The sequence below is a fragment of the Mangrovibacterium marinum genome (genome assembly GCF_003046625.1).
Taxonomy (GTDB): Bacteria; Bacteroidota; Bacteroidia; order Bacteroidales; family Prolixibacteraceae; genus Mangrovibacterium; species Mangrovibacterium marinum.
The window spans coordinates 205,315-223,205 of the sequence record NZ_QAAD01000005.1 but is presented as its reverse complement, the minus strand read 5'-3'; the positions used below and the strand labels follow the sequence as shown (position 1 = coordinate 223,205).

Sequence of the window (17,891 nt, the reverse complement as noted above, 5' to 3'; positions counted from 1 at the left end):
TTTGAAAAATCCGCCTCGAAAATACTAAATATTTTAGCATGGCTAATATGTTTAGCAAAAAAAGAAGAGGTGAACTAAAAATATTAGCGCTATGAATTATCTCCCGGTCAACCTTAAATTTTTGCGTCGCGAGCATGGTCTTACGCAGCAGGATCTGGCAAGCAAGTTGGGCCTGAAACGGTCGCATATTGGCGCTTATGAAGAGGGAAGAGCCAGTCCGAAAATTGCGATGTTGCAGCAAATGGCAGCAACTTTCGAATTGAGTCTCGATCAGTTGATCAGTACTGATTTAAGCGTAAGAAACAGTGCGAAGGGCACGCAGGATACGAGCTTGAGGATTCTTTCGGTCGTTGTGGATTCAGCAAACGAGGAAATGATCTCGCTTGTTCCGGCCAGGGCTTCAGCAGGCTATCTGAATGGCTACGCCGACCCCGAATACATGGAGCAGCTACCGGCCTTCAACATGCCTGTTCCGGAACTTTCGCGCGGAAAAACCTACCGGGTATTTCAACTAAAAGGGGATAGTATGCTGCCTGTGCAGGACGGTTCTTATGTATTTTGCGAGTTTGTTGAGTCGATTGCCGACATGAAAGATGGCCAAACTTATGTGCTGATAACCCGCGACGAAGGACTGGTCTACAAGCGAATTTATCATCAGGAAGAGGGTCGGTTGTTGCTGAAGTCGGATAATCCCGACTATGAAGCCTACCAGGTTGAAATGAATACTGTGCTCGAGATCTGGAAGGCCGACGGGGTGTTGAGCTTCAATTTACCTCGGGCTAATCACCTCGAGATAAGCCGGCTTTCGGATATTTTAGCGGAAATGAAAAACGAAATTCGCCGCCTCGGCAATGGCTGATTGATTTTAAAATCAAAAACTTAGCTTAAGCGTTAATTTCCTTCCTGTTATTCGGCATAATTTTGTAAATTGGCGCCTTCAAAACAAACGTAAAATATGGGTCTTTTCGGATTATTTTCTAAGGCAAAAAAAGAAAGCCTCGATCAGGGTTTGGCGAAAACCAAAGAAAGTGTATTTCAGAAGCTAAGTCGTGCCGTTGTTGGTAAATCAAAGGTTGACGACGAGGTTTTGGATAACCTGGAAGAAGTGCTGATTACTTCGGATGTTGGTGTTGACACAACCCTGAAAATTATTCGCCGGATTGAGGAGCGTGTTGATCGCGATAAATATCTGGGAGTTTCGGAGTTGAACCGCATTTTGAAAGAAGAAATTGCGGCTTTGCTGGAAGAAAATAATACAGTGGACGTTTCCGACTTTGAGCTGCCACAAAGCAACGAGCCTTATGTGATAATGGTTGTCGGTGTAAATGGTGTGGGCAAAACAACCACCATTGGCAAGCTGGCATACAACTTCAAAAAAGCCGGCAAGAAGGTTATTTTGGGTGCTGCCGACACCTTCCGTGCAGCTGCCATCGATCAGCTGGAGGTGTGGGCGAAACGTGTTGATGTGCCTATTGTACGTCAGGATATGGGCTCCGATCCGGCATCGGTTGCTTTCGATACACTGAAGTCGGCCAAAGCCCAGGGAGCCGATGTGGTGATTATTGATACGGCCGGCCGTTTGCACAATAAAATCAACCTGATGAACGAGCTTTCGAAGATCAAAAAAGTGATGCAAAAGGTTGTTCCCGGCGCTCCTGACGAAGTTCTGCTGGTGCTCGACGGCTCTACCGGCCAAAATGCCTTTGAACAAGCCAAGCAATTTACCCTGGCTACCGAAGTTACCGCCCTGGCCCTGACCAAACTCGACGGAACAGCGAAAGGTGGTGTTGTGATTGGTATCAGTGATCAATTTAAGATTCCGGTAAAATATATTGGCATCGGAGAAAAGATGGAGGATTTGCAGATCTTCAACCGCGTTGAATTTGTCGATTCGCTTTTCTCATAATTGCCCCCAAAATCAACCATCCGATAAAATCGCCCCAACACCCCGTTTAAATGTGCGTGTGAGTCCGGAGCAGATGCCGGGTATGCGCATGGTGATGATCAGCTTTGAAAACCAGAGCTGATTTTGATTGTTGTAGAGGACGATAAAAATTTGACATTAAAATATGAAGAGAGGAAAAGTAAACATCATGACACTGGGCTGTTCGAAAAACCTGGTTGATTCGGAAATGTTGCTGAATCAGTTGGATCTGAATGGCTTTAAGGTAGTGCATGATTCGGAGGAGGATGATGCCAATATCGTTATTTTGAACACCTGCGGTTTCATTGCCGATGCGAAGGAAGAATCGGTCAATACCATCCTGAATTTTGCAGACGCCCGCAAAGCCGGGAAGTTGGATAAACTATTGGTAATGGGCTGCTTGTCGGCAAGGTACAAGGACGATTTAACCAAGGAAATTCCGGAAGTAGATAAGTTTTACGGTAAGTTCGACTTCAAGGAAATCATTAAAGATCTGAACGCGAACTTCTACGAGCAAAAAATGTATCATCGGGTAAAAACCACACCGGCACATTTTGCTTACCTGAAGATTAGCGAAGGTTGTAACCGTCATTGCTCATTCTGTGCTATTCCGCAGTTTACCGGCAACCATAAGTCGCGCGACATGGAAAGTTTGGTCCAGGAAGCCAAAGAGCTGGCTGACAATGGCGTAAAAGAACTTTTAGTTATTGCACAGGATTTGTCGTATTACGGAATCGACCGCTACGGCGAGAGCAAGCTGGCTGAACTGATTGACCGGCTGGCGGATGTTGAAGGGCTGGAGTGGATACGCCTGCATTATACATATCCGTCGAAATTCCCGATGGACGTGCTGCGCGTGATGCGCGAGCGCAAAAACGTGGCTAAATACCTGGACATTCCTTTGCAGCACATTACCGATAAAATGTTGGGAATGATGCGTCGCAAAATCAATAAAGAAGAAACGATTCAGTTGATTGATAAAATTCGCGAAGAGGTGCCTGGAATCGCCTTGCGAACCACCTTTTTGGTTGGTCACCCCGGCGAAACCGATGAGGATTTCCAGGAGCTGAAAGCTTTCGTTCAGGAATATCCGTTTGAACGAATGGGCGTTTTTGCTTATTCGAGCGAGGACGATACTTATGCCTTCAAAATGTACAAAGACGACATTCCGCAGGAGGTAAAAGAAGCCCGCGCCGATGAACTGATGGAAATGCAGCAAGCCATTTCGGCTCGTTTTAGCCAGCAGCAAATTGGTAAAGAGTTGCGCGTGTTGGTTGATCGCGAAGAAGAGGATTATTTTGTTGCACGCACGGAGTATGATTCACCTGAAGTAGATTGTGAGGTGCTGATCGATAAATGTAATGACATTCAGGTTGGTAACTTCTACTCAGTGAAGATAAACGATGCAACGGAATTTGATCTGTTTGCTACAAAAATATAAGGGAAACTTCCCCCTTTTTCAGAAAACGGCAAAGCTCTTTGGGTCTTGCCGTTTCTGTTTTATACCGATTGTTTCGGCTGACAACGAGCACGATGTTCTGGCCCAGCATCAGTTGTCTTTCGGTTCGATGTGCAGAATCTGCTCTCCAAACCGGATTGCTGCCGCTTCAACTTCTTTTTGAGCCTTCGAATACATTCCGCAACCAATTACATGTGCCCCGGCATCAAAGGCTTGCTTTTGTTTCAATTCCGCAGCTGTTCCCAGTTCGTCGAACATCCGTAAGGCAGCATCAACACGAACCACCGGATCCTGCTGCTCTTCATCCTGATAATAGTACCCCAGGAAGACAGGTGCCTGAACTTGCTTAAATACTTTATCCTTCATCGTTGCATCAACCAACTGTTGCAAATAAACAATAGCCTCGAGCCGGTAAAAACAATTCCAGTATTTGCACTCTTCATCATCCGCATTGTCGTTGGTGTAGCGATATTTGCCGTGGTAAACCTGCCGTGCAATCTGCAATCCCCATGGTCCGGAGAGCAGAAAAGCAGCCGGGTTATTAATAGCCACATTGGGCGATAGCAGAATCAGTCCGTCCACCAACTCGGGAAAATCAGCAGCCAGTTTCAGCGACAGTGTTCCGCCCGTTGAAGTGCTCATGATAACTACTTTTTTACCCAGAATGTGGGCTATCTGCAGAGCTTCCTTTGCCGATTCATAGAGGCTGTCGGGTACCATATCCAACAACGGTTCGGGCACCTCCAGCCCATGCGAAGCCAAACGGGGGAGATACGCATTCATGCCGAAATAAGCTGCAAAATTCATGTGTGTGGGAAAGCCTTCCATGCGCGAAGCTGAAAAACCATGCAGGTAAAGCAGACACCAGTCGGTTTGTTCGTTTGCGCTGTCGTTAGTCCATACGATCGCGGATTCGTTATCGGGCTTTACTGGCAAGGCGCTTTCGTGGTCGGCAATTGCCTGTTCAATTTCATTTAGCCCATATTCAACTGAGGGCAAATCGGTCGTCATGGCTGGTTTAGGTGGCCGAGGCCCCACAACGTACAGAAATACCAGAAATAGAACCATAGCCAGGAGAATGCGCAGAAATCGTTTCATTGGAAATATTTTTTCAACAGCGAATAAATAACGACACAAAAGTGCTAAAATTATTATTCCCTCGCGTTTTTACAGATTAATGTCAGAAAACAAGAGCACTATTTCGTGTTATTTTGCACGATCAGGGATGAATTGCTGCAAAGAATGAAAAAATCAAATTCGTGGCAGAAATCAACACATTTGTTAAACTTTCAAAACTACCATTTGTTAATCTTTGAGAACTTTTTATAACATAAGGTCGGAATTAGCTAACACTACAAAATGGATAACTATTCTCAAGTAGGAAATCAGGAAATTGCCGCCGTAGATGAACTTTACCAGGATTATCTGAGAGATCCGGAAAGTATCGACGAAAGTTGGAGGCATTTTTTTAAAGGCTTTGAATTAGCACGAAAAAACTATCAAAGCAAGTCGGAATTCTCAGGAAGTGATATTGATAAGGAGTTTGCCATTCTTAATCTGATCCACGGCTACCGCCAGCGTGGCCACTTATTCACGAAGACCAACCCAGTACGTGCCCGCCGGAAGTACAAACCGACCCTGGACATTGAAAATTTTGGCCTGGAGAAAAGTGACCTTGAAAAAGTATTCCAAGCGGGAAATAGCATTGGAATAGGGCCAGCTAAACTGAAGGACATTGTTGCACATCTTGAAGCGACTTATTGTAATTCTATCGGCGTTGAATATATGTACATCCGCCATCCGGAGATTGTTGACTGGATGCAACACAAGATGGAAAGCTCCAAAAACTCGCAACCGTTTACCGATGAAAAGAGGAAACATATCTTTTATCATCTTAAAGTTGCCGTAGGCTTCGAAAGTTACATCCATAAAAAATTTGTCGGACAAAAACGTTTCTCCCTTGAAGGTGCCGAAAGCCTTATTCCGGCGCTGGATGCGGTTATTGAACATGGTGCCGATCTGGGGATCAGTGAGTTTGTCGTCGGCATGGCTCACCGCGGGCGTTTGAATGTACTGAGCAATATCATGAAAAAACCGTATCAGAATATCTTCAAAGAGTTCTACGGAACTGAATACGAAGAAGATATTATGATGGGGGATGTGAAGTACCACCTCGGTTTCGAAAATATAATCCAGACAGACGCCGGGAAAGATGTAAAACTGAGCCTTGTACCGAATCCTTCGCACCTGGAAACGGTAGCCGCCCTGGTCCAGGGAATGTCCCGCTCGCGCATCGATGAACTCTACAACCGCGATTATTCCAAGGTAGCACCAATCGTCATCCATGGTGATGCAGCCATTGCTGCTCAGGGTATTGTGTACGAGGTGACGCAAATGTCGCAACTAAAGGGCTACAAAACCGGTGGCTCAATTCATCTGGTGATTAATAACCAGGTTGGGTTCACCACCAACTACCTGGATGCCCGCTCGAGTACCTATAGTACCGACGTAGCCAAGGTTACGCGTTCTCCGGTTTTTCACGTCAATGGCGACGATGTGGAAGCCTTGATTTACACCATCAAGTTGGCTATGGAATACCGCCAAAAATTCAATTCCGATGTGTTTATCGACATTTTGTGCTACCGCAAATACGGCCACAACGAAGGCGACGAGCCTCGTTTTACGCAACCCTTGTTGTATAAGGCCATTGCAAAACACAAAAATCCGCGCGATATCTATGCCGAAAAGCTTGTTGCGTTAGGAATAATGACGAAAGAACAAGTCAATGAAGAAGTTGTTGCTTTCGATAATTATCTGGACGACATGTATCATGAGTCGGAAAAGATTGAGAAGCTGAAAATCAAAAAATTTCTGGTTCATGAATATGAGAAATATCGTAAACCCGGAAAAATTGATTTTAGCCAGCGGATTGATACCAAAGTTGATCTGGATACCTTGCATCAGCTAGGCGAGAAGTTAACAACCTTACCAACGGACAAAGTCTTCTTTAATAAAGTAAACCGGATTATCTCGGATCGTAAGATGATGCTGTCGGATAATAAACTGGACTGGGCGATGGCGGAGCTCTTGGCTTATGCCAGCCTGCTGGCCGAGGGGCATCGGGTTCGTCTTAGCGGGCAGGACTGCGAACGCGGAACATTTGCTCACCGGCACGCCGCTTTTGTGGTGGAAGATATGGATGAAAAGTATTTCCCGCTAAAAAACATTGCAGAAACACAGGCTCCCTTCCATGTCTATAACTCTCACTTATCGGAGTATGGTGTTATGGGCTTTGAATATGGTTATGCCATGGCGCAGCCCAATGCTCTTACAGTTTGGGAAGCTCAGTTTGGTGACTTTACCAACGTGGCCCAGGTAATCATCGACCAATACATTACTTCGGCCGAAGAAAAATGGGGCTTGATGAATAACCTGGCTTTATTCCTGCCACACGGCTACGAAGGACAAGGTCCCGAACACTCCAGTGCACGGCTGGAGCGTTTCCTGACACTGGCGGCCAACAACAATATGCAGGTCATTGTACCAACAACTCCCGATAATTTGTTTCACCTGTTACGCCGCCATATCCACTGGCAAACTCGTATGCCGCTGATTGTATTTACACCCAAAAGCTTGTTGCGTCATCCAATGGTCAGCTGTACATTGAACGATCTGGCAGAAGGTGGTTTCCGCGAAATCATTGACGATGTCATGGTGAAACCGGCACAGGTTCGTCAGGTTGTATTTACCGCCGGTCGTTTGTATTACGATTTAGTGAAAAAACGTAACGATGTTGGCGACAATACCACGGCCATTGTGCGTATTGAACAGTTGTACCCGCTGCCAACCGACCAGATTGATGCTGTGCTGGACAAGTATAAAAAAGCAACGCGTGTAATCTGGGCTCAGGACGAACCTGAAAACATGGGTGCCTGGCCGTTTCTGCAACGTAAACTGAGACATATTCAGTTTGAATTGGCAGCACGTCCGGAAAGCGGTACGCCGGCCGGAGGTTTGATGAAACAACACAACCTGCGTCTCGAAAAGATTATGAATAAAATATTTGGCGAGGAAGTTCTTGCCTAAAAAAAGATCAGATCCCATGATAATAGAGATTAAGATACCTACCCCTGGTGAATCGATCACCGAGGTTGAGCTAGGTAAATGGCTCGTAGAAGATGGAAGTATCGTCGAAAAGAATGAAGAAGTTGCCGAAATAGAATCCGACAAGGCAACCTTAACACTTGTAGCCGAGGAGTCGGGAAAAATTAGCTTCAACGTACAGGAAGGCGATACCGTAGAAGTGGGGGCGCTGGCCTGCACCATTGATACCGACGCTGCCGGAGCTCCCCCCAAAAAGGCGCCTTCAGCAGCTGTTGAAGAGAAAAAGGAAGCTCCATCGGCGCCAAAAGCGGAAAAAGCAGAAGCAAAAGATCAGCCCAAAATCAAGACAACGGCTGTAGCCAAAGAAATGATGGAAGAACATCATCTCTCGGTTGATGATATTATTTCGGGTTTACAGCGAATTGGTAAAAAGGAAGTTGAAGCGGTAATTCATCAGCCGGCTGCAGAAAAGCAAGCGGTTGTGGGTGGAACCAAAGCTAACTTTTCGAGAGATCTCAAGCGCGAGAACATGACTATGCTCCGGCGGAAGTTGAGCCAGCGCCTGGTGGCTGTAAAAAATGAAACAGCCATGCTGACCACCTTCAACGAGGTGGACATGAGCCCGATTATGGAGCTAAGGAAGAAGTATCAACCAAAATTTGTCGAGAAACATGGATTTAAGCTCGGATTCATGTCTTTCTTTACCAAAGCAGTAGCTGTTGCTGCACAGTTCCATCCGGCGGTTAACTCAATGATTGACGGTGATCAAATTATTGAACCGCAATTTGTTGATGTGGGCATTGCCGTATCAACGCCCAAGGGATTGATGGTTCCCATTGTACGCAATGCCGAGAGTAAAAGTATTCCGGCTATAGAGCTCGAAATAAAGGAACTGGCCGAAAAAGCCCGCAATAAGAAGATCTCGATCGAAGAGCTAACCGGCGGTACATTCACAATTACCAATGGTGGTGTTTTCGGATCCCTGCTTTCAACACCAATTATTAATCCTCCGCAATCGGCCATCCTAGGCATGCACAATATCGTTGATCGCCCGGTGGCGGTAGATGGTCAGGTTGTTATCCGGCCAATGATGTACGTTGCCTTATCTTATGACCACCGGATAATTGACGGCAAAGACTCGGTTGGATTTCTGGTGAAGATCAAAGAGCTGCTCGAAAATCCGCAGTTACTATTAACCGACGGAAAAGCTCCCGAAGAACTTTTACTACAGGTTTAAATAAATGATAATTCGGATTGAGACAGAGCAGGCTAACCTCAGGCGTCCTGCTCTGCCTTTTTAACAGTTTGTCCGGCGCTGCAGAATCTGGTTTGATATCTGATTATTTTATGCCATTTTTGTACGGAAACCGCTCCGTTTAACCGAAATTGACAGGATTCCCGTATGGCGAAAATAAAACAATACAGCCTAGGCCAAAGCCTCTTATACGTCGTGCTTTGGTGTATTATTGCCATTGTATTGCATTATGTTTCCATCGACTTAAGCGGTGTTATGAATAATATTCAATACAGCAAACTACTGGTTCTGCTTGTCGGGAGCTTTTACCTGAATTATTTTGTATTGATCCCCAGACTTCTATCCAAACGAAAAGTAAGGAGCTATGCTGCCTCCCTGGTGGGCACTCTGGCTGTTGTTTTTGGGTTGATTTATTTTTCCGAACTTCCGTTTTATGAGCATCATCCCGTCGTTTTCGACACCAAAACAGAAGCTCTGGGCTACCTGTTTATTCCGCTGCCCAGCCCAATGACTTTAAGTACAGGGATTGTGTTGCTCTGCATCGTATCGTTGGCAGTAAGCACCGGAATCCGGGGAACAAGCGAGTGGTTTAAGCAAGAAAATCAACTGAAAGAAATTGAAAATAAAAAGCTGGTTGCCGAGCTATCCTATCTGAAAGCACAAATCAACCCGCATTTCTTTTTCAATACCTTGAACTCGATTTATGCCCTGGCCCGACAAAAGTCGGACAAAACCCCCGACGTGATCCTGTTGTTGTCGGGTTTAATGCGCTATGTGATTTACGAAGCGAGTGCACCGCGGGTCTATCTGAAAAAGGAAGTCGAGCATATTCGCAACTTTATCGAATTACAGCAAATGCGCCTATCCCAGATTGTGCGCATCGATTACCAGGTGAACGGAAACCCCAAAGGAATCCTGATTGAACCACTCATATTTACCGTGCTGGTCGAAAATGCTTTTAAGCACGGGATTGATTACACGCGGAAAAACACCATCCGGGTCCACTTGGATATTAAAGCAAACGAATTACATTTCCTGGTCTCCAATCCGCTGGTCATGCGCCGGCAGACTAAGATCTCGAAGTTTGAAGATGCCGGAATCGGGCTCGACAATGTTAAAAAGAGACTCGATCTGCTTTACCCCGGACGACATAGCCTTGCAGTTATTGAAAGAGATTCGATATATACGGTTGAACTTAAATTAACACTTGAAAGAGCAAATCATGAAATGCATAATCATTGACGATGAGCCGTTGGCACAACAAATAATTGAAGAATACATCACAAACATTCCATTTTTGACACTGGAACGAAAGTGTAGTTCAGTTTTCGAAGCACTTGAAATTCTTCAAAAAACAAAGATTGATTTAATCTTCCTGGACATTCATTTGCCCAATGTCAATGGGGTTGAGTTTATCAGCAGTCTCGATACCAAGCCGATGTTTATTTTCACAACGGCTTATTCCGAATATGCGCTCGAAGCCTTCGACCTGAATGCCGTGGATTACCTGCTCAAGCCAATTCCGTTTAAGCGCTTTCTGAGGGCGGCCAATAAAGCCTACCAGCTCTATTCGGCAACCAATAAAGTGAAGAAAGAAGAGCCACTGGAAAACAATGAGTCAGAGCAGGATTTCATCATGGTTAAGTCCGACTATAAATCGGTGAAAATTCAGCTCAACCAAGTGTTGTATATCGAAGGATTGAAGGACTATGTGAAGATTTATATACAGAACGAGGACAAGCCGATCATTACGCTCAATTCCCTGAAAAAAATGGCCGACAGTTTACCGTCAAGCCATTTTCTGAGAGTTCATAAGTCGTTTATTATTAATACCAATAAAATCAAATCGGTAACCAAAAACCGCATTATTATTCACGATCGCTGGATTCCGGTAGGGGATAATTACAAGAGCGATTTTCAAAGCTCTGTAATTAACCGGTTTACCTTGTAAGTTCTTAATTGAACTTACGTTGCTGGAACCATAAATCCTTCAGCGAGAAGCCTACGCGCAAACGAATGTAGTTTTCCTGGATCAAGCGGCTGGCAGTTGTGCCATAGCTACCCAGCTCAAAAGCACAGTCGATGCGCGAGCTTTGGTTTCTGATGGGCAAACCAAGCCCGAAAGTAACAACATACTCTTCCAGTTGATTTCCCTTCATTTCGAGGTACGATTTAGCGTATCTCCAGCCAATACGGTAGTTCACCTTTTGGAAGTAACTGTCCATAAAATTTCGGCTGGGCGTAAACTGTAACCCAAGACGCAGATAGGGCGTGTTCTTCAACTCAACACTTTTTACTTTGTAATCATAGTCTGACCATTTCTGAAGTCCGGCATCTACCAGGTACAAAAATTTGTCGCTATTTACAGCAATACCAAAACCAAATTCTTCCGGAATTTTAAAATCTCCGTTGTACTGTGTATCATCATCCATGATGGTACCGCTCGAGTTGTAAGTCTGGTTTTCCTGTTTGGTAACCAACTTTTGCCCGGGATTATAGATCGCACCAAGCGAGATGTTGTAATCCTGTAGTTTGAACTCGTACTGAGCACCAAACTCGAAATAAAAGTTGTGAAAGTAATTGGTGGTTTCGTTGTAGATTGAGGTATTCCCCAAGCCGGATAAATTGTGATATTGCGTTTGCTTCACCGAGCCAAACAGAAACGATGTACGCGCTCCCAAATGCAAATTGGGAAGCAAATCGTAAGTCAGCACTCCCCAGGCACGGCTGATGTCGCCGGTACCAATAATATTCAGCGGATATTTCGAGTCAACAACGCCATCAATACTGGCTGTACTGTTAATCTCGTAACCGGTCGAGCTAAACGGGTTTAAGCCAATACCTGCCGATATTTTTGAATTGATACGAAAACCAAGCGAAAAATAGCTGAAGTTACCCGTATTCAGATTTTGAGTTTCACCTTGCGATTTAAACTGTGAATATTTTCCTTCAACACCAGTGTCAAAAATCACATTCAGACTGTCGATCCCATGGTTCGCGGCCGGGTTCAGCACGTTTACAAAGCTCTGAGAGCTCATCGCCATACCGGCTCCACCCATCGCGGTGTTAACCGCATTAACCTGTGAGCGAAGTTCTCCTAAGCCGTACATCGAGTAGGGGGAACGCGTATTGTTTTGGGCAAGTACCGACAGGCTGCTACCGAAAAACAATAAAGCGATAGTTGAAAGATATTTAGATCGAAAACGATTGTGTTGCTTAGTTGTCATATCTTAAAAAATAGAGGTTCAGTTTTGTTTCAAGTCCGTTGGCACGGCCATCAGCAATAAATAAGTTACTTGCTTCGTAGGTTTGCTCCGTCGATGGAAGACCAATCAGCAGTCCGTTTGTTGTATCGAAATAGTTACCTTCCAACTCAGCTTTCAGATAGTCGCTGATGTTGGCATAATAATAATACTCTCCGGTAACATAGTTCGATACCAGTGTTGCCGATACGGCCATGGTTGCGCCCGTTGTTGTGCTTGTAGCCAAGGCACTGCCCAGGTTATTGCGTCGTCCGGTTTCGTAAAAGTTTAAAGTTGATGGCAAATCCCGGTAGTCGTTATCCAACGAAGGAACTAAAATTAACTCAGCGCGAATGAGCACACTTTCGCCGTAATCGTAAATCGAGTTTAACGACGGAAAATTAACCTTGGTGTATAAGCCGGTTGATCCCTGGATACTGGTGACGTTGCCAGTTTGCGTGGACGAAATTGCCTCGCGCTGATTGTTCAGCATAGCAAAGTTAGTTCCTTCGCGGTCTGCTTGCGCAGCGTTAAAATCGGTATTCTCGGAGCTTACACTAAAGTTGGTTTCTTTTTCGGTAATCGTGGCATTAACCTGGTAGGTGTATAATTTCATCTGTATGCCATCGCTACTGGCGTCGAAACCCAGAATAACGTCGGCCGACGGGTCAGGAGCAATCACAAAACCTTTTAAATAGGTTCTGAAGTCGTCGCTGCTTTTTATTTCAGTTGCGCCATCATATACCATCTGCATAATTTCTTCAGCAAGGGCATCGTCCAAACGTATTTCAATGCTGTCTTTTGACGGTTCCGGCAAAAAGGTCAACGATCCAATCGGATTTTCTTCGTGCGGATAACTGTAGGTATTATATTGTGCACTTAAAGCTTTCGGAATTTCCAACTCATCGGTCAGCCGGTAAATGTTGAATGTTACCAATTGCGTGGTATCACCAACACTGAAGCCCGAATATGGCAACTTGATGGTTAACGAGTCAAGCACGTCGAGCTTTTTTACACCGGTTGTTGATCCGCCGGTTACTATTTGGCTGATATTACTACTCAGATCGAAATTAACGTAATAGTTCATTTCTGTGGTTCCCAGCAACGGATCGGAATGTTTTCCGACAAGGGCTGTCGATGGATTGGAGGTTGCAACAGAGTCTAACACAACGGTTGATAGTGCAATTCGGAAACTATCGGACATAACAACCGTGGTCTCACTGTGAACCAGGTCATCTCCAATTGTGAAACTGCCGGCATCATTTTTACAGGAAGCCATAAAGGCTATGATAACCGCGAAAATCAAGAATTTATTCATATTAACGAGCTCGTATGAAGTTTATGCAAAGGAATATGTTTTTCGGTAAACTCAGCTTGCAAAGCAAAAATTTTGTGATAAGTAACAAAAGGAATATAGATGAAAAGATATTGAATATCTATGAATAGACGGTTTTTATCGACGTAAATGCCGAATCTGCTGAATTTCGACTAATTATTGTTAAGGAATGCTAATTATTTTAACGTTATTGGCGTTGATATAGATAAAAACAGGGTTTGTGTGGATAAAAAACGGTTATATATAGGAAAAAGTCGCCTTCGTCTATCATTTTTTTTTCGCTCTCACTAAGCGTTTATGTTTGCGGCCTAACTGATATAATTTTTTTTTACAGATGATTCGAAAAAATTTCTTTGTAAATAACTGGTCTGCGCGAGTTGCAAAACTCGGGTTGATGCTGGCAATCATAGCTCCAACAATGGTTTCATGTAGTGGCAATGATGATGATGATTTAGTAGGTAACTGGGTTAAATTAGGGGATTTTAGTGGTTCTCCCAGAACGAGTGCAACCGGAACTACATTGAATGATTTAGGATACATTGGCCTGGGATACAACTACACGCAAGACGAGCGCTTGTCGGATTTCTGGACTTATGATGCCGACCGTAATACCTGGGATCAAATCGCTGATTTTCCCGGTAATGCCCGTACAAACGCTGTAAGCTTTGCAGCAGATGGTAAATTGTATGTTGGTAGCGGCTTCGACGGAACAAGCGGTGAGCGTTTGAAAGATTTCTGGGAATACAACCCGACTACTAATCAATGGACAGAAATCGCTGAGCTTCAGTCTGACAATGTAAACAGCCCCAATGTTGATGGTCGCGAGGGAATGACTGCCTTCTCCATCAACGGTGTTGGCTACGTTTTAGGCGGATCTGATGCTGATGGTACAGCTTATAAAGATATGTACGCTTATGATCCTGCAATCGGATCATGGTCTAAAAAAGCGGACTTTGGTGGTTCTAAACGCGCTAATGCAGTAGCATTTGTAATTGGCGATTACGCTTATGTATGTACTGGTATCTCGAATGGTTCTTATCCAAACGATTTCTATCGGTATGATGCAGTACAGGATCGGTGGGAAGAATTGAGAAAAATTTCGGATAACAGCGACGATTCTTACGACGACGATTATGATATCATCCGAACCAATGCGGTAGCATTCACCGCCGACGGTAAAGGTTATATTGCAACTGGTGGCCGTGGTTCATCGGGTAGTGATGTGTGGGAATACGACCCTACGACTGACCTTTGGACTGAAAAGACTAGTTTTGAAGGATCTTCTCGCTACAATGCCGTTGCATTCACAATCGATGGCGTAGGCTATGTATTAACAGGTCAACAAGGTACTACTTCGAACTTTGACGATATGTTCCGCTTTGATCCGAACGCTGAATATGAAGAAAATGATTAAGACTCATCGGGTTAAAATCGATAATAAAATACGTTTAATGGCAATACTCCTGGGTTTCTCAGGAGTATTGTTGTTTTCGTGCAAGCCACAAACAATAGCTCGTGTTGAAACGAAAGCTGTTGACGATGGCTGGGGGTATCAGATTTTAATTAACGATAGCCCCTACATCGATCAGCAATATATTCCGGCTATTTCGGGAAAGCACCGGTTCCAAACCGAGAAAGATGCCCAAAAGACCGGTCGTTTGGTGCTGCAAAAAATGCAAAAAGGCCAACTGCCTCACCTCACCGTTGGCGAACTGGACAGCCTGGGGAGTGTTTACACCGTAACCCCTTAAAAATAGGCCTTATGAAACTTGTTGTACTGGATGGCTATACTTTAAATCCGGGCGATTTATCCTGGAAACCACTGGAATGCTTCGGCGAGCTGGTTATTTTCGACCGCACAAAGCCGGAAGAACTGCTGAGCCGTATCAAGGGTGCTTCAGCAATTTTTACAAATAAGGTAATCATTGACGATTCCGTAATTCGGCACAGCCCGACTCTAAAATATATTGGCGTGATGGCAACGGGCTATAACGTGGTCGATCTGCAAGCTGCCAACAGAGCTGGGATAACCGTGACAAACATTCCCGCCTACAGTACCAACTCGGTCGCTCAGCTGGTTTTCTCCTTTATCCTTCATTTTGCCAACCAGCTTCATCGTCATGCCGCAGATGTGGCCGATGGGGGGTGGACCAACAGTCCGGACTTTTCCTACACATTAAGCCCCCAACAAGAACTTGCCGGCAAGGTGATTGGTATTGTTGGTTTTGGACAAATCGGGCAAAAAGTTGCCCAAATAGCTCAGGCATTCGGCATGCGGGTGATTTTCCAAAACCGATCGGATAAGAGCCACTTAAACCACGACTGGCAACAAGTAGAACTGGATGATTTGCTGACACAGGCTGATTATGTGTCGCTCAATTGCCCGCTAACAGCCGAAAATCATGGTTTTATGAATCTAGAAAAGCTTCTGCGGATGAAAAAAGGAGCAGTTCTGATCAACACAGCGCGCGGAGCATTGGTTGATGAACAAGCTCTGGCCGAAGTACTGAACACCGGCCGCCTTGCCGGAGCGGGCCTGGATGTTTTAACACACGAACCACCCGAGGCCAACAATCCCTTGCCGACAACACGCAATTGCATAATAACACCTCATATTGCCTGGGCAACACAATCAGCCCGCAAAAGATTATTGCATATCCTGACATCCAATTTTGAGGCTTATTTAAATCATAAGCCTCAAAATGTGGTGAATCATCCCTTTTATTAAATCTAAAAAGACGCGGAAGGTCGATTAATCTTCATCATCTTCATAATCATCTTCGTCTTCCTCTCGCTTGTAGTTCCGCAAATCCAGATCGTCGTCATCAAATTCGTCATAAATAGACAAGCGTTTTTTACCACTTCGATCTTTTTTGACACCTTTCGCGGATAAACCTCTCGATTCGTTATTCTCGATGTCAGTTTTTTTGAAGTCTTTTTTCGAGTTCTTAGCAGATTTCATTTTTTAAGCTATTAACTTAGATAACAAAAGATTAAAATGTAATTGATTTGATAAAATTCATGTTTTCAAACTACTAGATTTTTTTTCTATTTTCCAATAGTTTGCCGCTAAAAATGCGTCTTTTCTTCGTTTTCACTCCTATCTTAGCGAAATGTTAACCGATTTCTCTTGCTCAATAAGGCAGGGGCATACAGCCGAAAATCGAAACTTTCGGGCGATATGTAAGAACCCAATCCGGCGCTTTGTTGTTTGTTAATAAAAAAAGTACGTTATGAGTTTTACGTTGACTATTGGACAAGCTGCAAAAAATTTTAAGCTGCCAGCGACAGATGGCCGACAGTACACGCTCGATGATTTTAGCGATGCGCGTTATCTGGTTCTCTTCTTTACCTGTAATCATTGCCCCTATGTTACGGGCAGTGACGAACTGACCAGAGCAACAGCGTTGAAATATCAACCGCTGGGAGTTCGCTTTGTGGCCATTAACTCGAACAGTAAAAATACCTATGCGGAAGACAGTTTTGAGCAGATGGTAAAGCGAATGGAACAGCATAAATTCCCCTGGGTTTATCTTTACGACGAGTCGCAAGAGGTGGCTCTGGCCTACGGAGCTTTGCGCACGCCACATTTTTATGTCTTCGACGAAGCACGAAAACTAGTCTACACCGGCCGGGCAGTAGATAACCCAAAAGATATCGCAAAGGCGACTGTGAACGATCTGGATCGGGCTTTACAGGAACTTGTTGATGGAAAACCGGTGTCGGTTCCGGTCACAAACCCCATTGGCTGCAATGTGAAGTGGGAGGGCAAAGATAAACATTGGATGCCGGCCGATGCCTGCGATCTGATCTGGAACAAATAGGCAGGTACTTTTCCGGCAATCGAACCGTTTATAAATGAAAAGCGCTAATTGGGCGTCGCATTAAACGATTAGCATAAATAGTGAAGTACCAACCAAAGCTGTATTTATGAAGAAAATATTCGGAATATGCTTGTTGTTGATTATTGCTCAGACATCAATGGCCATTTCGCCGGTAAACCTCGGGTTGAAAGCAGGCTATACCTCGTCGAAAATCACCACAAGCTTAGAGCAATTTAACGATGGTTCGGTGAATAAATATTTGGCAGGAGCCTTCGTTCGCGTAAATCTGGGGCGAATTTACATTCAACCCGAAGGTTATTTCTCATCCAAGGGAGGTGTTCTGAAAAATGTTGAAGGTTTTTCAGAGGAATCTTTCGACTTAAATACGATTGATGTGCCGCTTTTACTAGGCTATCAACTGGTCCGTAAATCGTCATTCAATCTGAGAGTGAATGCCGGCCCGGTGTTCTCGTTTATAACTGACACCGATGATTCCGAAACAACAGATCTGTCTCACGAAGCCCTAAAAGATCATTACGTGGGCATTCAGTACGGTGCAGGTATCGATTATTTGTTCCTGTCGCTCGATGCCCGCATGGAGAGTAGTCTGGAAGATATTTATTCATCCGGAGGAGATGAAAAGCTAAAGCTTTTTTCGCTAACGTTGGGAATCAAGTTTTTGTGATCGACAGTTATGTGTATAAACAACTTATTCAAAACATTAACTGCTTTGTTCAAAAGGCCTGT

At 44.5% G+C, this 17,891-nt stretch carries 16 protein-coding genes; 12 read left to right on the top strand and 4 right to left on the bottom strand.

The features are described 5' to 3' along the window. The first annotated feature begins 91 nt into the window (after positions 1–91). The 3 genes from C8N47_RS06690 (at position 92) to rimO (ending at position 3,365) form a co-directional block, all read left to right on the top strand. Positions 92–859 (top strand): XRE family transcriptional regulator, encoded by a 768-nt coding sequence (locus C8N47_RS06690; protein ID WP_107821765.1) that lies wholly within the window; start codon positions 92–94, stop codon positions 857–859. Between the two features lie 150 nt (positions 860–1,009). Beyond that, positions 1,010–1,906, top strand: a complete 897-nt coding sequence (ftsY, locus tag C8N47_RS06685; RefSeq protein ID WP_245915679.1) for a signal recognition particle-docking protein FtsY — start codon at positions 1,010–1,012, stop codon at positions 1,904–1,906. Positions 1,907–2,069: 163 nt separating this feature from the next. Continuing rightward, positions 2,070–3,365 (top strand): 30S ribosomal protein S12 methylthiotransferase RimO, encoded by a 1,296-nt coding sequence (gene rimO / locus C8N47_RS06680; RefSeq protein WP_107821763.1) that lies wholly within the window; start codon positions 2,070–2,072, stop codon positions 3,363–3,365. Between the two features lie 108 nt (positions 3,366–3,473). On the opposite strand, the gene C8N47_RS06675 is transcribed toward rimO, so the two are convergent. Further along, complete coding sequence (locus tag C8N47_RS06675; RefSeq protein ID WP_146161450.1) at positions 3,474–4,481, bottom strand: alpha/beta hydrolase; 1,008 nt, start codon at positions 4,479–4,481, stop codon at positions 3,474–3,476. A 261-nt stretch (positions 4,482–4,742) separates the two neighbouring features. On the opposite strand from C8N47_RS06675, the gene C8N47_RS06670 reads away from it, so the two are divergent. From C8N47_RS06670 to C8N47_RS06655, 4 genes are all read left to right on the top strand, one after another. After that, positions 4,743–7,469, top strand: a complete 2,727-nt coding sequence (locus C8N47_RS06670; RefSeq protein WP_107821761.1) for a 2-oxoglutarate dehydrogenase E1 component — start codon at positions 4,743–4,745, stop codon at positions 7,467–7,469. Between the two features lie 16 nt (positions 7,470–7,485). Next, positions 7,486–8,724 (top strand): 2-oxoglutarate dehydrogenase complex dihydrolipoyllysine-residue succinyltransferase, encoded by a 1,239-nt coding sequence (gene odhB, locus C8N47_RS06665; protein WP_107821760.1) that lies wholly within the window; start codon positions 7,486–7,488, stop codon positions 8,722–8,724. Positions 8,725–8,889: 165 nt separating this feature from the next. Continuing rightward, on the top strand, positions 8,890–9,984 hold the full coding sequence (locus C8N47_RS06660) for a sensor histidine kinase (RefSeq protein ID WP_107821759.1): 1,095 nt from the start codon (positions 8,890–8,892) through the stop codon (positions 9,982–9,984). After that, positions 9,965–10,693, top strand: coding sequence for a LytR/AlgR family response regulator transcription factor (locus C8N47_RS06655; RefSeq protein WP_107821758.1), 729 nt, complete (start codon positions 9,965–9,967; stop codon positions 10,691–10,693). The genes C8N47_RS06660 and C8N47_RS06655 overlap by 20 nt, the downstream gene beginning before the upstream one ends. A gap of 4 nt (positions 10,694–10,697) precedes the next feature. On the opposite strand, the gene bamG is transcribed toward C8N47_RS06655, so the two are convergent. Continuing rightward, a complete protein-coding gene (gene bamG / locus C8N47_RS06650) occupies positions 10,698–11,969 on the bottom strand; it encodes a BamG family beta-barrel-assembly machinery protein (protein WP_170111317.1) in 1,272 nt (423 codons plus the stop codon). Then, positions 11,959–13,302, bottom strand: a complete 1,344-nt coding sequence (locus C8N47_RS06645; protein ID WP_107821756.1) for a DUF4270 family protein — start codon at positions 13,300–13,302, stop codon at positions 11,959–11,961. The genes bamG and C8N47_RS06645 overlap by 11 nt, the downstream gene beginning before the upstream one ends. Positions 13,303–13,714: 412 nt before the next feature. Here C8N47_RS06645 and C8N47_RS06640 point away from each other — a divergent pair, with 412 nt between their 5' ends. From C8N47_RS06640 to C8N47_RS06630, 3 genes are read left to right on the top strand one after another with little or no spacing between them, the layout of a single operon-like run. Further along, on the top strand, positions 13,715–14,734 hold the full coding sequence (locus C8N47_RS06640) for a Kelch repeat-containing protein (protein ID WP_170111316.1): 1,020 nt from the start codon (positions 13,715–13,717) through the stop codon (positions 14,732–14,734). A 37-nt stretch (positions 14,735–14,771) separates the two neighbouring features. Then, on the top strand, positions 14,772–15,071 hold the full coding sequence (locus C8N47_RS06635; protein WP_170111315.1) for a DUF4907 domain-containing protein: 300 nt from the start codon (positions 14,772–14,774) through the stop codon (positions 15,069–15,071). An 11-nt stretch (positions 15,072–15,082) separates the two neighbouring features. Beyond that, positions 15,083–16,048 (top strand): D-2-hydroxyacid dehydrogenase, encoded by a 966-nt coding sequence (locus C8N47_RS06630; protein ID WP_107821753.1) that lies wholly within the window; start codon positions 15,083–15,085, stop codon positions 16,046–16,048. 24 nt (positions 16,049–16,072) lie between these two features. Here the strand turns inward: C8N47_RS06630 and C8N47_RS06625 are convergent, their stop codons facing one another. Further along, on the bottom strand, positions 16,073–16,282 hold the full coding sequence (locus C8N47_RS06625; RefSeq protein ID WP_107821752.1) for a hypothetical protein: 210 nt from the start codon (positions 16,280–16,282) through the stop codon (positions 16,073–16,075). Positions 16,283–16,553: 271 nt separating this feature from the next. On the opposite strand from C8N47_RS06625, the gene C8N47_RS06620 reads away from it, so the two are divergent. After that, complete coding sequence (locus tag C8N47_RS06620; protein WP_107821751.1) at positions 16,554–17,144, top strand: thioredoxin family protein; 591 nt, start codon at positions 16,554–16,556, stop codon at positions 17,142–17,144. A gap of 106 nt (positions 17,145–17,250) precedes the next feature. Further along, positions 17,251–17,829 carry a porin family protein gene (locus tag C8N47_RS06615; protein WP_107821750.1) on the top strand — a complete coding sequence of 193 codons (579 nt, stop codon included), beginning with the start codon at positions 17,251–17,253 and terminating at the stop codon, positions 17,827–17,829. Positions 17,830–17,891: the final 62 nt, after the last annotated feature.

What these genes read in the sequence shown, in the direction of transcription:
- rimO (WP_107821763.1), top strand. Translation starts at nt 2,070, where the DNA reads ATGAAGAGAGGAAAAGTAAACATCATGACACTGGGCTGTTCGAAAAAC.
- C8N47_RS06670 (WP_107821761.1), top strand. Translation starts at nt 4,743, where the DNA reads ATGGATAACTATTCTCAAGTAGGAAATCAGGAAATTGCCGCCGTAGAT.
- C8N47_RS06645 (WP_107821756.1), bottom strand. Translation starts at nt 13,302, where the DNA reads ATGAATAAATTCTTGATTTTCGCGGTTATCATAGCCTTTATGGCTTCC.
- C8N47_RS06690 (WP_107821765.1), top strand. Translation starts at nt 92, where the DNA reads ATGAATTATCTCCCGGTCAACCTTAAATTTTTGCGTCGCGAGCATGGT.
- C8N47_RS06635 (WP_170111315.1), top strand. Translation starts at nt 14,772, where the DNA reads ATGGCAATACTCCTGGGTTTCTCAGGAGTATTGTTGTTTTCGTGCAAG.
- C8N47_RS06660 (WP_107821759.1), top strand. Translation starts at nt 8,890, where the DNA reads ATGGCGAAAATAAAACAATACAGCCTAGGCCAAAGCCTCTTATACGTC.
- C8N47_RS06620 (WP_107821751.1), top strand. Translation starts at nt 16,554, where the DNA reads ATGAGTTTTACGTTGACTATTGGACAAGCTGCAAAAAATTTTAAGCTG.
- C8N47_RS06615 (WP_107821750.1), top strand. Translation starts at nt 17,251, where the DNA reads ATGAAGAAAATATTCGGAATATGCTTGTTGTTGATTATTGCTCAGACA.
- C8N47_RS06625 (WP_107821752.1), bottom strand. Translation starts at nt 16,282, where the DNA reads ATGAAATCTGCTAAGAACTCGAAAAAAGACTTCAAAAAAACTGACATC.
- odhB (WP_107821760.1), top strand. Translation starts at nt 7,486, where the DNA reads ATGATAATAGAGATTAAGATACCTACCCCTGGTGAATCGATCACCGAG.
- bamG (WP_170111317.1), bottom strand. Translation starts at nt 11,969, where the DNA reads ATGACAACTAAGCAACACAATCGTTTTCGATCTAAATATCTTTCAACT.
- C8N47_RS06630 (WP_107821753.1), top strand. Translation starts at nt 15,083, where the DNA reads ATGAAACTTGTTGTACTGGATGGCTATACTTTAAATCCGGGCGATTTA.
- C8N47_RS06640 (WP_170111316.1), top strand. Translation starts at nt 13,715, where the DNA reads ATGCTGGCAATCATAGCTCCAACAATGGTTTCATGTAGTGGCAATGAT.
- C8N47_RS06655 (WP_107821758.1), top strand. Translation starts at nt 9,965, where the DNA reads ATGAAATGCATAATCATTGACGATGAGCCGTTGGCACAACAAATAATT.
- C8N47_RS06675 (WP_146161450.1), bottom strand. Translation starts at nt 4,481, where the DNA reads ATGAAACGATTTCTGCGCATTCTCCTGGCTATGGTTCTATTTCTGGTA.